This is a genomic window from Bacillus sp. FSL E2-8868 (assembly GCF_038005505.1).
GTDB classification, from domain to species: Bacteria; Bacillota; Bacilli; order Bacillales; family Bacillaceae_G; genus Bacillus_A; species Bacillus_A mycoides.
In genome coordinates this window covers 2067637-2083858 of sequence record NZ_JBBOTI010000001.1, presented here as the reverse complement: position 1 = coordinate 2083858, position 16222 = coordinate 2067637, and the positions used below count along the sequence as shown (strand labels likewise).

The 16222-nt window shown below is 35.3% G+C and carries 13 protein-coding genes and 1 pseudogene; 10 read left to right on the top strand and 4 right to left on the bottom strand.

Annotated features, from left to right (window positions below; all coding sequences use genetic code 11):
* Positions 1-55: 55 nt before the first annotated feature.
* Both NSS74_RS10940 and NSS74_RS10935 read right to left on the bottom strand, forming a co-directional pair.
* Positions 56-1528, bottom strand: coding sequence for a sensor histidine kinase (locus tag NSS74_RS10940; protein ID WP_002189716.1), 1473 nt, complete (start codon positions 1526-1528; stop codon positions 56-58).
* Complete coding sequence (locus NSS74_RS10935) at positions 1521-2186, bottom strand: response regulator transcription factor (RefSeq protein WP_000800741.1); 666 nt, start codon at positions 2184-2186, stop codon at positions 1521-1523. The genes NSS74_RS10940 and NSS74_RS10935 overlap by 8 nt, the downstream gene beginning before the upstream one ends.
* 534 nt (positions 2187-2720) lie before the next feature.
* Here NSS74_RS10935 and NSS74_RS10930 point away from each other — a divergent pair.
* The 3 genes from NSS74_RS10930 to NSS74_RS10920 all read left to right on the top strand — a co-directional run bounded on the left by NSS74_RS10930 (position 2721) and on the right by NSS74_RS10920 (position 4893).
* Positions 2721-3395, top strand: coding sequence for an HAD family hydrolase (locus NSS74_RS10930; RefSeq protein ID WP_061690172.1), 675 nt, complete (start codon positions 2721-2723; stop codon positions 3393-3395).
* A gap of 171 nt (positions 3396-3566) precedes the next feature.
* Complete coding sequence (locus tag NSS74_RS10925) at positions 3567-3935, top strand: DUF4180 domain-containing protein (protein ID WP_002141909.1); 369 nt, start codon at positions 3567-3569, stop codon at positions 3933-3935.
* Positions 3936-4125: 190 nt separating this feature from the next.
* Positions 4126-4893 (top strand): arylamine N-acetyltransferase family protein, encoded by a 768-nt coding sequence (locus tag NSS74_RS10920; protein ID WP_002141910.1) that lies wholly within the window; start codon positions 4126-4128, stop codon positions 4891-4893.
* A gap of 19 nt (positions 4894-4912) precedes the next feature.
* Here NSS74_RS10920 and NSS74_RS10915 read toward each other — a convergent pair whose 3' ends face one another.
* The gene (locus NSS74_RS10915; RefSeq protein ID WP_002141911.1) at positions 4913-5095 is read right to left on the bottom strand and encodes a hypothetical protein; all 183 of its coding nucleotides are present in this window, start codon (positions 5093-5095) and stop codon (positions 4913-4915) included.
* Positions 5096-5238: 143 nt separating this feature from the next.
* Between NSS74_RS10915 and NSS74_RS10910 the strand changes: the two genes are divergently transcribed.
* Together NSS74_RS10910 and NSS74_RS10905 are read left to right on the top strand one after the other, a co-directional pair.
* Positions 5239-5892, top strand: a complete 654-nt coding sequence (locus NSS74_RS10910) for a YdeI/OmpD-associated family protein (RefSeq protein WP_149190552.1) — start codon at positions 5239-5241, stop codon at positions 5890-5892.
* A gap of 124 nt (positions 5893-6016) precedes the next feature.
* Positions 6017-7132: an NAD(P)/FAD-dependent oxidoreductase gene (locus NSS74_RS10905; protein WP_002085346.1), complete on the top strand. Its 1116-nt coding sequence runs from the start codon at positions 6017-6019 to the stop codon at positions 7130-7132.
* Positions 7133-7580: 448 nt separating this feature from the next.
* Here NSS74_RS10905 and pssA read toward each other — a convergent pair whose 3' ends face one another.
* Complete coding sequence (pssA, locus tag NSS74_RS10900; protein ID WP_002085344.1) at positions 7581-8072, bottom strand: CDP-diacylglycerol--serine O-phosphatidyltransferase; 492 nt, start codon at positions 8070-8072, stop codon at positions 7581-7583.
* A 535-nt stretch (positions 8073-8607) separates the two neighbouring features.
* Between pssA and NSS74_RS10895 the strand changes: the two are divergent.
* The 5 genes and pseudogenes from NSS74_RS10895 to NSS74_RS10875 all read left to right on the top strand — a co-directional run.
* Positions 8608-8712, top strand: a pseudogene (locus tag NSS74_RS10895) (IS6 family transposase); the annotation flags it as partial.
* A 162-nt stretch (positions 8713-8874) separates the two neighbouring features.
* Entirely contained in the window at positions 8875-11121 is a 2247-nt protein-coding gene (locus tag NSS74_RS10890; protein WP_061690171.1) for an ABC transporter ATP-binding protein, read from the top strand.
* Complete coding sequence (locus NSS74_RS10885) at positions 11118-12992, top strand: ABC transporter ATP-binding protein (RefSeq protein WP_149190553.1); 1875 nt, start codon at positions 11118-11120, stop codon at positions 12990-12992. The genes NSS74_RS10890 and NSS74_RS10885 overlap by 4 nt, the downstream gene beginning before the upstream one ends.
* A gap of 489 nt (positions 12993-13481) precedes the next feature.
* Entirely contained in the window at positions 13482-13676 is a 195-nt protein-coding gene (locus NSS74_RS10880; protein ID WP_002099904.1) for a hypothetical protein, read from the top strand.
* 744 nt (positions 13677-14420) lie between these two features.
* A complete protein-coding gene (locus NSS74_RS10875; protein WP_149190554.1) occupies positions 14421-16139 on the top strand; it encodes an alpha-keto acid decarboxylase family protein in 1719 nt (572 codons plus the stop codon).
* The last annotated feature ends 83 nt before the right edge of the window (positions 16140-16222 follow it).

The following is a 16222-nucleotide window of genomic DNA, read 5'->3' as shown; positions in this document are numbered from 1 at the left end:
AGTAACTCGAAAAATATCAATACTAAAACTACAAAAAACAAACAAACTCGTCCTACTAAGAGGGGAGTTTGTTTGTTTTTTGTTTAGATAATGGAATATTCATGCAAAATTGTACACTATGTTCCATATTTTTTATAGAATATTTTATATCTAGCGTTTCAAGAATTTGTTTAACAATATATAGCCCCAAACCACTTCCTCCAGTATTTCGATTCCTTGATTTTTCAATTCGATAAAATGGTTTGAAAATTTGTTGTATATCCTCTTCTTTAATATTGACACCTGTATTCATAATTTGCATTTTGATTTGACCTTGTTTAGAATCCTCACTTAACTTTATATAGACTTTTTCATTATGTGGTGAATACATAACCGCATTATGGATAATATTTTTACATGCTTTTTCAAAAAGAACACGATCTGTATAAACAGAAAGATCAGAATCAATTTCTTTTATTATTTGGATGCTTTTTTGAGAAGCAAAAAATTCGAGATCTTTTGTGATTGTATCTATTAACTTCGAAAGATTAACTTCTTCTACTTTTAGTTTAAAGGTGTGTTGTTCTAATTTCGACATGCTTAAAATTTCACGAACTAATTGTTCCATACTTTCAATAATTTGATGATTTTTCTTTAAATATTGATCACGATTTTGATAAGGGCCAATATTGTATATCATCCCTTCTAAGTATCCTTTCATTACAGTTAGAGGGGTCTTTAATTCATGTGCTACAATCGCAAAAAACTCTCTGCGTTTTGTTTCTATTTCTCGTTCTTTTTCAATATCATTTTTTAATTGTTGATTTGCTTTTTTTAAATCAAACATAGCTTGTTGTAAGTTAATAGACATGTCATTCAAACTATTAGATAATTCTCCTAACTCATCTGTAGAGCGAACCTCAATTTTTTCGGAGAAATCTAAATTTGCCATCTTTTGTGCACCCTCATTAATATAAATAAGTGGTTTTGTAATAAACCTGGAATAGAAATAAGCACTCCCTACACCAATTATGAGTACAATGATACTAATATAGGGGAGAAAGCGTACTAAAACCTGTGAAGCTTCATCAATTGGTTGAAATGTAGCAAAGACTATAAGCGTTAAACTACCATCTTGGAATTGAATTGGTTTCGTAACGTTATATGAATTGCTAAGGGTACCTGCATTCTCGAACCGTGTGGCTCTAGTAACTACTGTTGTTTGCGAACCATTTTGAGTAAAAGAAAATGAAGGAGAGTATTTAATTATTCCCTCATTATTTTGAAGATAAAGCATCGCATTATTTTTTTTTGCATATTCATCAAAAAGTGGTATCGCATCTTGAAACGTAAGATCTTTAGATTTATCAATGATTTCTTTTATCCCTGTTTGAAGTTGATCTGTTTTGTATTGCTCATAAAACGTAGGGAGAAAGAAGTATAAAGTTAAATAAATCAATACTGCAAAGGATAACAAAATGAGAGAGGTAGTCATAAAGAGTTTATAAGTAATTTGCTTCATCTTCATGATTTTCACAATACTATTCATCAATTTTATAACCAATACCCTTTATTGTTTTAATATAAGGGATAGCTAACTTTTTACGTAGGTTTTTAATATGTGTATCAATTATTCGTGTTTCTCCAAAATAATCGTACCCCCAAACTTTTTCTACGATATTTTCTCTTGTGAGTACTTTTCTCTCATTTTGAAATAGTAGTTGTAGAATTTCAAACTCTTTTGTCGTTAATAAAATTTCAACGTCATTTACATATACTCTATATGCATCAACATCGATACGCACTTCTTTAAATACCAAATGATTATTTACATTTTTATCATAACTTCTTCTAAGTACAGCTTCGACTCGTCTAATCAAAACATGAAACGAAAAGGGTTTTGTTATATAATCATCGATTCCAAGATCGAACCCTTTCATTTGATCTTCCTCTTCTTCCAATGCAGTTAGCATAATAATTGGTACGTTTGACTGACTTCGAATCATCTTGGATACTTCAAATCCATTAAGATTGGGCATCATTACATCTAGAAGAATTAAATCAAAGGATTGCTTATTAAATTGTGTCATACCCTCTAATCCATCTGATGCGACTACCACTGTATACTGTTGTGTCATTAAAAATTGTTTAATTAATTCCTGAATTTCTTGATCGTCTTCTACCACGAGAATATGATAGTTTTTCATAATATCACCTCTGGTAGTCATTATAGCCTTACTATCTGGAGTTTATGTGGAGATAAATTAGGAGATTCCACAAGACGATTATTGTGTTAGCTCCACGTTCAATAAAATGAACGATTAATATTTAAGTGAAACTAATGTATAATAATGTAAAATGGGTGTAATTTCTTGAATTGTATGAAAATATATTTTTACTTCTTTACCAAGAGGAGAAAAGGAAATGAATTTCAATATAAAAGAAGCTTTGGAGTTTTTTTATCTAGTTTATCCGGCGAATGGCTACATTGTAATGAAGAGGAAGGAACTTGAAATACATTCGAAGTAGTTGAGCGTTTAATTGATCTGGAGAGAAACAACTGGATTCTAAGGCTAGAATTAATTCTCCGGGAAGGTGAAAATAAATCCTTTACTCTGTTTGATCGTTATTCTCACATAAATAACAACTCTCTTGGTAAACCAAAAGTTTAAAGGTACGAACTAGGGATTATTTATATAATGCGAGAAAGGTTGTGAAATTATTTGAGGGGTTATAAAGCAATGCTATTTGATTTAGATGATACGTTACTTGATAGGGATAAGGCAGTAGATAACTTGTTTTTATTAGTTTTAGAGAAGTGTTATGAGGATGTTAGTGATACAGACAAAAACAATATGTTACAGAAATTCAAAGAATATGATAAAAGAGAATATGGCATTAGTGATAAAACAATAGTTTTAGAATCATTATTTGATGAATTCGCGCCGAAATATAGATTGCCACGCAATTATATCCAAGATTTTTGGAATGAAAACTTGCCTAAATGTTTTTCAATTGACCAAAATACTATTCTTTTCTTAAATCATATAAAGAGGCACTTTAAAGTTGGAATTATTACAAATGGCTCAACTCAGAGGCAAAAAGCTAAAATAATGAATACGGGTTTAAATGAGTATTTTGATACGATTATTATTTCTGAAGAAGTGGGATTTAGTAAACCTGATAAACGTATATTCGAACTAGCATTAAATAAGCTAAATGTACAATCAGAAGATGTACTATTTGTTGGAGATGACTTAGAAAAGGATATTGCCGGTTGTCAAAATGCAAATATAAAGGGCATATGGTTCAATCCTAATGTGATTAAGAATAATACCGACACTAAACCATATGCCGAGATTACTTCTTTTGATAATTTATTAAGTTATTGTGGAGAGATAAATTTTCAAAAATAGTAAAAAGATAGATTACCCTTAATTTCATTGACCGTATGAGAAGTTTTAAAACAATATTTATTTACGAGGATATAAAGGATATTGGGCCAGGGGCAAATCATTTATGTGTGTTAATGAAGAGCTACACAGCGTGTTTAATATATACTTTATAAATTATAGAGGGGTGAGACTATGGAAATAAAGAAAGTAGTAATTGGCGGAATAAATATTGCCGTCGTCAGAAACGATACAGTATTAATATCCGACGTTCAATCTGCATTAGATCTCATGGCAACAGTTCAATATGAAGTGGATTCAAAGCGGATTGCTATCAATAAATCATTAATAAGTGAAAGCTTCTTTGACTTAAAAACACGGCTTGCGGGTGATATTCTTCAAAAGTTTATAAACTACAGAGTAAAGATTGCTATTATTGGAGATTTCTCTATGTATACGAGTAAAAGCTTAAAGGATTTTATTTATGAATGTAATAAAGGTAAGGATATTTTTTTATTAGCAACTGAGCAACAAGCAATTGAAAAATTAAGCTCATTGAAATAAAGATATAAAATGTAATTCGAAAGAGGCATCCGTGAAGGTGCCTCTTATTTGTATTTTTATATAAATATGTTTTTCAAATTTAAATTTTGTACCGGTACAGTAACTGCAAATGTACATTGTTACTATATCCCTTCCAATTTACAATCAGCATATATTATTTTAATTTATAACTTATTAAGGGGTGCTGAATATGACAAAGTTACAAGATCAACTCTTTACAAGATTAAACCTTGAAAAACGTACTGAAATAAAATTTGAAGAATTAAGTACAATACTCTTTGCATTTGCCCACACAATCCCGTTTGAGAATTTAAATGTAATAGCAAGTAATGCGAATACAATTTCTATGAAAAACTTACAAGAGAAAATTTTAACTAGTTCTCGAGGTGGGCTTTGTTATGAATTAAATACTCTTTTTTACTATTTTTTAAAAGATAGTGGTTATGATGTACAACTCGCACTAGGTACCGTATATAAAAATGATATAAACGATTGGGCACTTGAAGATGGGCATATAACAATTATTTTAAATTACGAAAACGTAAGGTACTTAATTGATGTAGGTATTGCTTCATTAGTACCTCTTGTGCCAGTACCGTTTACTGGCGAACTTGTTTCTTCTAAAAACGGTTCGTATCGAGTAAGACAAAAAGATACGAGTAAAGGAAACTATGTTCTAGAAAGAATAGATGTTGATGGAGAATGGAAAGTTTGTCATGCTTTTTATAAACATATTATTGATGAGACAGTAGTAAACGATGTTCAAAGAAGAGTGATAAAAGATGAGAAATCTATTTTCAATAAAGGACCCATTGCAGTAAAATTGACGAACTTTGGCCATGTCTCATTAACGAATACTAGTTTAACTGAAATTATTTATGGAGAAAAAACGAAGCGTGAAATTACAGAAAATAAATATAAAGAGCTTTTATATACTTTATTTGCTATTGAGTTGTGAATATAAAAATAGCCGGTTCTTATTCAGAATCGGCTATTTTTATTATTTTTGGTTTAAATGGTTTTCGTCTAATATGTTTCGGAAACTGCGGTATAGTTAACGTTTTTAACGTTTCCTCAGCTTTTTCATATGTATGAAAGACTGGCTCTTTTCCATTATCTCCTTGCAAAACTAGCCCTTCATCCCGGATTACATACGGCATAAAACCACTCCTTATAGTAAAAAATTATGGTCTATTGAAACAGAATGATACGATTTCAAGTTTAATTTTCTTAATAGATATAATACACTAGAACAGTATAAAGAAGTATATAAAATGAATATTGGATGCAAAGGAAGATTATAATGTCAGTTATTGATAAATTGAAACTAAATACGTATACAAATATGGTCGTAATTAACGAACCAAGTGATTATGACATTTTCACAGGTAAAGAAACCTCATTTGCAAAAGAACATGATGCTATTTTTATTTTTGTTGAAACACTTGATGAAATGGTGAAACAAACGAATTTTATTATTAGTAATGAAGAATTACTAATTGAAAAAGGTTACGTGTTTTTCGCATATCCGAAAAAAGGTAATGCTCGTTACAGTACGTTTATTCACCGTGATGAGATGTTTCCGGCATTAAACGTTGGAGATGATGGATATGTGGGGGAAAGCGAAATTAAATTTGCGCGAATGGTAAGTATGGATGATGTCTTTACAGTTGTAGGTTTAAAACGTGAAAAGAAAAAAGCGAAGAAAACACCTGCAGCGAGTCAATGTGTTGCTGATTATGCAGACCGTATTCAAGATGTTGAAGCATTATTGGCTAATCATCCAGCTGAACTTAAGTTTTATCAAAGTTTAACTCCTGGTTATCAAAAAGATTGGGCACGTAATTTATTTTCTGTGAAACAAGAAAAAACACGCGATAAACGTCTTGAGAAAATGATTGAAATCCTTTCACAAGGCTATAAAACAATTGAATTATTCCGTAAGAAGAAAAAATAATGATTAGGAACGTCACAATGATGCAACAATTAATGACGTTGAGCACATTGAAAAAAATTCCTTTCAGTATACTAAAGTATGTTCTTATATTTAAATAATTAGCAAAAGAGAAAAGGTGTTTGAAATGAAATCGTATATTGTAGTTGGATCTGGAATTTTAGGGGCATCTACTGCCTATCATCTTGCTAAGGCTGGTGCGAAGGTTACTATTGTAGATCGTCAAGATTTAGGTCAAGCAACTGATGCAGCAGCAGGTATTGTCTGTCCGTGGCTGTCGCAACGTCGTAATAAAGCATGGTATAAAATCGTTAAAGGCGGTGCACGTTACTATTCTTCGTTAATTCAGCAATTAGAAGAAGACGGTGAAACGGATACAGGTTACAACCGTGTAGGTGCAATTAGTTTACATACTGATGAGAAAAAACTAGATCAAATGGAAGAGCGAGCGTATAAACGTCGTGAAGATGCACCGGAGATTGGTGAAATCACTCGCTTATCAGCTGAAGAAACGAAAAAGTTATTCCCAGCATTATCGGAAGAATATAGTTCTGTTCATATTAGTGGCGCTGCACGAGTAAATGGAAGATTATTACGCAACGCATTAATAAGCGCTGCGAAAAAACATGGTGCAACTTTCATTAAAGGTGATGCAGTATTAGTCCGTGAAGGGAATCATATTACGGGAGTTAAAGTAAATGACGAAACAATTGTAGCGGAAAAGGTAATGGTAACTGCAGGCGCATGGGCGAACGAAATCTTGAATCCATTAGGAATTAATTTCTTAGTTACGTTCCAAAAAGGACAAATTGTTCATTTGCAAATGGAAAATACAGCAACAGAAAATATGCCAGTTGTAATGCCGCCGAACGATCAATATATTTTAACATTTGACAATGGCCATGTCGTAATTGGTGCAACGCATGAGAATGATACTGGTTTCGATCACCGTGTAACAGCTGGTGGTTTACATGAAGTATTCCATAAAGCGTTAACAGTAGCGCCTGGTTTAGAAGATGGTACAATGCTTGAAACCAGAGTTGGATTCAGGCCGTTTACGCCAGGATTCTTACCTGTTATTGGCCCACTCCCTAATTTTGAAGGCATACTCATTGCAAACGGATTAGGTGCTTCAGGATTAACAGCAGGTCCATACTTAGGATCAGAACTTGCGAAACTTGCGTTAGGGCAACCGATTGAATTAGATTTAAATGATTATGATGTTGCTGGGGCAATGGAATAGTAATAAACAAAAAGATTAGGAGTGATTTCCTAATCTTTTTGTTATGTTATTTGGGCGTAACTAAGTATTTTGAGAGGTAGGAGTTCTTTTAAACAAGTGGGATCACCACATCGCTATCAAGCTAAAAAAATAAATAATATCCACAAAACGAAAATTTTTTGCCCTTTATAGCAACGAAGTACATTTTTATCGTTTGAGGTATTAGAGAAGAAAGATTGATTCGTTCAATATAGAGGCGAAAATACATATCAGAAATATAAACAATAGCCTCAAAAACTGGAGGCTATTCAATTTCACAATCTATTATGATTAATTACAATAGATAAGCTCTTTAAAGTCTGTCCCATCGCTGCATTCGTAAAATGATGAATAACATCAAAACCCTCAATTTAATGGATATTAGCGAACCGTTCCACAAATGAAATTAAAGCGATAGACGGGATCCCAATTAAAGTTTTTTAAACCTAATTGGACTTACCATTAAGAGAGCGAGGATTAATGTAATCCATGCATTGCTATATGAAAACAATCCCATACCGGCCAATGGTAATCCAGCAGCTGGAATAGGTAATCCCTTAAAATATCCAATGGTTGGTTTTACACTAAATTTAGCTAATCTTAAAGCACCCATCGTTGGGAAAAGGATAAATGCCAAAGAAGTTAAAATAGAAGGTGTTGCTATCGAATGAAATAAAAGTGCAGGAGCAACTCCGAAACTAACAATATCAGCTAAGGAATCCAATTGTACACCAAACTCACTGTTCACTTTTAATTTCCTCGCAATTCTTCCATCAAGGAGATCTAAAACAGCTGAAAAGAAAATGAAAATGGAGGCTACTTCCAAATAGTCACTCATATTCATGGTAATTGAAAAAACACCGCACAATAAATTTCCAATCGTAAATAAATTGGGTACAGCTTTTACTATTTGATTGAACAAGGTTGTCCCCCCTAAGTTGATCAAACTTCACGTTTATGTAGCATTTTCTATATATTCTTCCGTTATTCTTGAAAAAATATGACCACTGTATGCTAAGTAAATTTCGGCAAGAGAAAAACCGATTTCCTGTACGTTATGTTGGTTTATAAACATGTCTGATCAAAGGTAAGTCTATTACTGCTGATTTACCTAATATAAAAAGCCTGTTTTTGAAAAAAAGAGTTATCAAAATAGGCTCTAAACATATTTTATAGAATCACTTTTTATAAAATATGTTTGATTATTTTCGGTACGCGTTGTTGAACATTAGCACCCGATAGTTGAAGTGCCAAGTAGTCAAGCATTTTCCTCCGGTTGGTGGATAAGACCAACCGCTCCGGTTTTAAATGTATTGTTTTTTATAAGTTTAAGATTAATTTTGTCCGTAATTTCTTTAATAAAGGTAGTCCACTGCCTAAGACTACAGGAAACATATTAATCCGATATTCATCAATCAATTCAGGTAGTTTACGAAATTCTGGTTTTCCGCCAGAAAAGATTAGTTAGATATATTAATTATATAGTGGAACAAGATCATCGTTTTATTAAGAAATATGTGCGTTCTATTTTTGGATTTAAGTCCTATAAAACAACATCTACACACTAAAAGATGCATCATATCTTCATATAGTCATAAAATTAATTTGTAGTCGAAAATACGTAAAGAGCTGCTGAAATGAATTACTGAGAATACGAAGAATAAAGGAGAGAAGCGGAGTAAAAACTAAAAAAATTAGACAAAGAAAATGGAGAGATGAACTAAATGTTAAAGATCATCAAGCATTTAAAACCATTTATTGCTTCCATCATTGCAGTTGTATGTCTTTTAACTGTACAGGCAGTATGCGATCTATCACTGCCAGACTACATGTCTAACATTGTCAATGTAGGGATTCAACAAAAAGGTGTAGAAAATGCAGTACCTGAGGTTATTCGTAAAAGTGAAATGGATAAACTTACGCTCTTTATGAATGAAAATGAGAAGAAAAAAGTTGCTGACAACTATGTGCTTTTAGATAAGAACAACCTCTCTCAAAGTGAACTGAAAAATGACTTAAACGATTATCCGCAGCTTGATAAAGAGCCACTTTATAAGTTACATACAGAAGATAAAAAAATAATTAACGAACTTAACGATATCTTTGGGAAACCAATGTTAATTACACAAGGAATTGAAAAAGGTGGCTCATCTGCTTTCTCTCCTGCTGCGACAGGTGACAACAACACACCAGCGAAACTTCCGCCAAATACAGATCCTTTTGCAGTCATTGCGAAACTTCCTCAAGATCAAATCAATGCAATGAAAGAAAAGGCAGATGAAAAGTTTAAGAATATGCCAGGCAGCATGGTAACACAATCAGCTGTTTCATACATTGAGAATGAGTATAAGAAAATCGGTATCAATACTGATAAACTTCAATCTAATTTTATCCTTACTTCCGGCGGGAAAATGCTGCTTTTATCCTTAGTAAGTATGGCAGCTACCGTTATCGTGAGTTTACTTGCTGCAAAAGTAGCTGCAGGACTCGGCAGAGACCTTAGAAAGAAAGTATTCCGGAAAGTTACAAACTTCTCGAATGCGGAGTTTGATAAGTTTTCCACTGCATCTCTAATCACAAGAAGTACAAATGATATCCAACAAGTTCAAACACTTATGGTTATGATGCTTCGCATTGTATTCTATGCACCAATTTTAGGTATCGGCGGCATTATTAAAGTACTTACTACAGACCTTTCAATGGGATGGATTATCGCAGTTGCGGTAATTGCGATTTTAAGCCTAGTCATTGGTTTATTTAGCATCGCGATTCCTAAGTTTAAGCGTATCCAAAAGTTAGTAGATAAAATTAACTTAATCACTCGTGAATCTTTAACCGGTATGCTCGTTATTCGTGCTTTTAATACTCAAAAACATGAAGAAAAGAAATTTGAAAAAGGAAATCAAGATTTAACAAAAACAAATTTATTTGTAAGCCGTTTAATGTCATTTATGATGCCAATGATGATGTTTATCATGAATGCCGTTACTGTACTTATTATTTGGGTTGGATCACACCAAGTGGATATGGGACATATGCAAGTTGGTGATTTGATGGCATTTATGCAATATACAATGCAAATCATCATGGCCTTCTTAATGATTTCAATGGTATCTATTATGGTTCCACGTGCTTCAGTTTCCGCACAACGTATCGCAGAAGTTTTAGATACTGACATTACCATTAGTGATGTAAAAGAGCCGAAAACATTTGCTTCAGACAAGAAAGGTTACGTTGAATTTAAAAATGTTGGCTTTAGATACCCAGGTGCAGAAGAAGATGTGCTTTCCAATATCACCTTTACTGCAAAACCTGGTGAAACGACAGCTTTCATCGGAAGTACAGGTAGTGGTAAATCAACATTAATCAACTTAATTCCACGCTTTTACGATGTCACAAGCGGCCAAATATTAATAGATGGCACGGATATTAGAGAAGTATCTCAGAAGGAATTAAGAGAGAAAATTGGTTATGTACCGCAAAAAGGAGTTCTCTTCTCAGGTACAATCGAGAGTAATTTGAAATACGGTAAAAAAGAAGCAACTGAAGAAGAACTCGAAAAAGCGGCGGAAATCGCGCAAGCTATGGAGTTTATTAACGCGAAACCTGAAAGCTTCCGCACAGAAATATCACAAGGTGGTACGAACGTTTCCGGTGGTCAAAAACAAAGACTTTCTATTGCGCGTGCTCTTACGAAAAAATCGGAAATCTTCATATTCGATGATAGTTTCTCAGCTCTTGACTTTAAGACAGACGCAGCATTGCGCAGAGCTTTAAACAATGAGATTACAGGAATTACTATTTTACTTATTGCCCAAAGAATCAGTACAATCATGAATGCCGATAAGATTATTGTACTTGACGAAGGAAAAATAATTGGAACTGGTACTCATGAAGAGCTTATGGAAAACTGTGAAGTTTATAAGCAAATTGCTTTATCACAACTTTCAAGAGAGGAGTTGTCATCATGAGTGATAGAAAAATAGAAAATAGAAAACAAAGCGGCCCTGGTCCTGGCGGTGGCGGTCCTATGGGCGGCGGCATGAGAAAGATTGAGAAAGCAAAAAACTTCAAAGGAACGATGAATAAACTCCTTCAATACTTGAAGCCCTATAAATTATCAATCTTAGTCGTTATCCTTTTCGCAATCGGTAGTGCAGCCTTTACAATCGTTGGTCCAAAAATTTTAGGAAACGCGACAACAAAACTTTTCGAAGGACTCGTAAGCAAAGTATCAGGAGCACCCGGTGCGGCCATTGACTTTACCTATATCAGAAACATTGTCATTTTACTCCTTGGATTATATATACTGAGCACTGTGTTTGGTATTATCCAGGGGTACATTATTTCTGGAGTAGCTCAAAAAGTATCTTATAACTTCAGAAAAGAAATCGATGAAAAAATTAACCGTATGCCGCTGAAATACTTTGATAAAACAACGCACGGCGAAGTATTATCGAGAATTACAAATGACGTAGATACGGTGAGCCAAACTTTAAACCAAAGTATGTCGCAAATCATCACATCCGTTATTACAATCATCGGTGTACTTATCATGATGTTATCAATCAGCTGGCAAATGACATTAGTGGCGCTTTTAATATTGCCAGTATCGATGATTCTCATCATGGCAGTCGTAAAACGATCACAAAAATACTTCAAATCCCAGCAAGAATATTTAGGACACGTAAACGGTCAGGTCGAAGAAATTTATAGTGGTCACAATATCGTAAAAGCCTTCAACAAAGAAGAAGAAGAAGTAAAAAAATTCGAAAAGGTAAATGATACCCTTTACCATTCCGCATGGAAATCTCAATTTTTATCTGGAATGATGATGCCGATTATGACATTTATCGGTAATATCGGTTACGTCGCTGTATCTATTTTAGGTGGATGGCTTGCGGTAAAGAGAACCATCGCAGTTGGAGACATTTTAGCCTTTGTGCAATATGTTAGAAGCTTTACGCAACCAATCGCTCAAGTAGCGCAAATCGCGAACGTACTTCAATCCACTGCAGCTGCTGCAGAAAGAGTCTTCGAATTTTTAGAAGAAGAAGAGGAAGTGCCAGAAGCAGAAAATCCAGTGAAGCTGCAAAAAGTTCAAGGAGAAGTTACCTTCCAAGATGTTCAATTTGGATACAATCCAGATAAGATCATCATCAATAATTTCTCATCTAACATTAAACCTGGACAAAAGGTAGCAATCGTCGGACCAACCGGAGCTGGTAAAACAACGATTGTAAAACTGCTAATGCGTTTCTATGACATAAACAGCGGTGCAATATGTATCGACGGTCACGATATAAAAGACTTCACGCGAGAAGACCTGCGCAACATGTTTGGTATGGTACTTCAAGACACTTGGCTATTTAACGGCTCCATCATGGAAAATATACGTTACGGTAGACTCGATGCTACAGACGAAGAAGTAATTGAAGCAGCGAAAGCAGCTCACGTTCACAACTTCGTAAAAACATTACCAAATAAATATCAAATGGAACTAAACGAAGAAGCAAGCAACGTATCCCAAGGACAAAAGCAACTACTAACAATTGCACGTGCCCTTATAGCGGATCCGAAAATATTAATACTCGATGAAGCAACAAGCTCCATTGACACTCGTACAGAAGTACTGATTCAAAAAGCGATGGAAAACCTTATGGAAGGTAGAACAAGCTTCATTATCGCTCATAGATTATCAACAATACGTGATGCAGATTTAATCCTTGTCATGAAAGACGGAGATATTGTAGAACAAGGTAATCATGAAGAGTTATTGAAAGCTGATGGTTTCTATGCTTCGCTTTATAATAGTCAGTTTGAAGGTGCGGATGCTTCTTGAGTTAGGTGAAAGTCCATTTAAATAACTAAACCCACGAAGAAAATGCATTTTCTTCGTGGGTTTTTATTATTTTTAAGGTTCTGTTACAAAGTTTTTAAAAGTAAGCTAGACTTTTGCAAAACAGAGTGAGGAGCATGATATTTGCAAGCTTTTCAAGAAGAGAAAAGGCTGAAGAAAAAGGCTAAGCAAAAGAATGAGAAATATAGCGTTCCTAGTAATACAGCTGACTTCATGAATGAGCTATGGAAGTAAAGGAATAAGTAAATGCGAGGATAAATGATTTTTGATTAAATTTATATTTACTGTTTTAGGCGCTGCCGTGATCGGTTTAGAGTCTTGTTTGTTGTTAAGGGATGAAATAGATTTGAAACTTAAAGATTAGAAATAGTATTACTTTAAAATGCAGAAAGCAGGCTAGTAAACAAGCTATTTTTGTTTTTTAGCATAGAATATGATGAATCCTAAAGTTAAGAGGAGGTAATTATATTTATGGGATGTAATGGTAATTTCAGACGTTTCCGAGATTGTGATAGATTTTGGGATGATTTAATGTTTTGCAGACGCAGACATAGAGATTGTGATAACCGTCGTTGTAGACGTGACCGCGACTGTGATTGTGATGAATGTCGTCGTAGACGTAATCATGATCGTGACTGTGATTGCGATAATCGTCGAGATTGGTAAATTTCTTTCAATGAGTGCGTTTCTTCACAGCACTCGTTTTTTTTATTTATGGGTTTTCTGAACTCTTTATTGATAATATATAAAATACGAAGAATGTAGTTGTAATATATGGTTGTACAAAAATCTTCACCGTAAAACAAAGTGGGCTAAAAGTGATCGAGAAGAGTTGAAGAAAGCATTAGAGTATTAATTAATACATTCTTTTGACCAGAGGTGATTTCACCGATGTAAGGAATCTTGTCCAGTTTGACACTCCCACCCCTAAAGGGCCAGCTGACTAACGTCAGTGGGATTCTTGCTACCAAAGGCCAAAGGCGAAGCCCATTTCTGGTATCGTTGACGTGCAAGATTGCGGTATGCCATCACCACTCCCACAACAGACCATATAGGTTCGTGGGCTACGGTACTGTGACCATACCGTACAGATTGTAGGTTCTCAAATGTTTTTACGTCTTTTGCATGACTATGAATAAAGTATACCATGTTTTGCTATGTAAAAACGATGCTTTCATCCCACGTCTAAAGACGGACTAAAGTCCTGCGTGGGCTTTCCCGTATCGTAAATTCTGTAATGTTTTAGTATTTCTTCTCCTTCTCCTGTTTTATGACTTTCTCCAGAGATAATGATTATTTCTTCTCCATTAATTGTTGTACAACGGATAACCGGTTTAATTAAAGGGAATTATCAAAAAGGGTACTATAAAATAGAACAAGCCCAAGAAATAGATAAGGAGTGAGCAAGCGATGGACAACATGATTAATACGGGCAGCTTTGGTTTACAAAGGGGCCCTGCTCAAAAAACGGTTGGCCAGTATTTGTTCGATTGCCTGAAATTCGAGGGCATAACCGAAATTTTTGGTGTCGCAGGGGACTATAATTTTACACTTCTTGATACTTTGGAGTGTTATAACGGCATCCGTTTTATAGAAGGACGAAATGAACTAAACTCGGGCTACGCTGCAGATGGCTATGCAAGAATCAAAGGAATATCGGCTCTTATTACGACATTTGGGGTCGGGGAGCTCAGCGCATGCAATGCGATAGCGGGAGCCAACAGCGAGCATGTGCCAATAATACACATTGTGGGTGCCCCTCCTGAGAAGGATCAAAAAGAGCATAAGCTGATGCACCACACCTTAATGGATGGAAATTTTGACATCTTTCGCAAGGTGTATGAGCAGATAACGGCTTATACTGCCGTGCTTACACCAGAAAATGCCAAGATTGAGATTCAGACTGCGATTCGCATTGCTAAGGAAAAGAAAAAGCCGGTATACCTGGTTGTGGCTAATGATTTAGTGACCAAGCCGATTAAAGTCTGGACAGAACCGGCACCACCACGTCCAACATCCAACCCGAATACCCTTCAGGCTGCAGTGAATCATGTCCGTCTGCTTTTGGAACGTTCCCACCGACCAGTTATCTTGGTGGATGTGAAAACGATGCGATTCGGCCTTCAGACAGCGACTCGGCAGCTAGCCGATGCAATGAATGTGCCTGTTGTAACGATGATGTACGGGAAGGGCGGATTCGACGAGAACCATCCAAATTATATCGGAATGTATTTAGGCTCTTTCGGGAGGACTGAAGTCCAAAGTACAGTGGAGAATGCAGATTGTATCATTGCGATTGGTATGGTATGGGCGGATACAAACACCGCAAATTTTACCGCAAAGCTGAACCCACTGATAACTGTCAATATTCAACCAGATATAGTTAAAATCGCTGAGGCGGAATATCCGAATGTTCTTGCAGCCGACATGCTACTTGCTGTGCAGAAGTTGAGTTATACAGGCAAAGGTTTGACAAAAAAATTGTCATTCCCTTATGAGCAATTCACAACTATTGCCGACGGACCTCTAATGGCGGACGGCTATTATCCACGTTTTCAGCGCATGCTGAAAGAGGAGGATATTGTAATCGCCGAGACCGGAACGCTTTATTACGGAATGGGAGAGATAAGACTGCCGGGCAATGTAACATATATTGGACAAGGTGGATGGCAGTCCATCGGTTACGCAATCCCTTCGGCGTTTGGTGCTATTATGGCCGCGCCGGAACGCCGAGTATTGGTGTTTACAGGTGACGGTGCCCTGCAGCTAACGGTACAGGAAATCAGTTCTATGCTCTATTACGGCTGCAAGCCTATAATCTTTGTTTTGAACAACGATGGTTATACAATCGAGAGATATTTAAATGTCAAAACAGAGGATCAAAAGTACAACGAAATCCCTCAATGGTCTTACACCAAGCTGGTCGAAGCTTTTGGAGGTAACGCGTTTACCGTTACGGTCCGGACCTATGGAGAGCTTGATCAGGCTATAATCCATGCTGAAAAGGAAAGCGCCAAAAGACTCTGTATTATTGAAATGATCGCAGGGAATCGAATGGACGCACCTGAATATATGCGACGGATGCGTAGTTATATGGAGAAGCAGGAAAAGCAGCGCAGTCAGAACTAGTATCCAATTCCCTAGTCCCTAATTGGATACTAATTGAACAGTTCTAATCATATTCTTTTAATAAAACGCAATTAAAGGGGTGT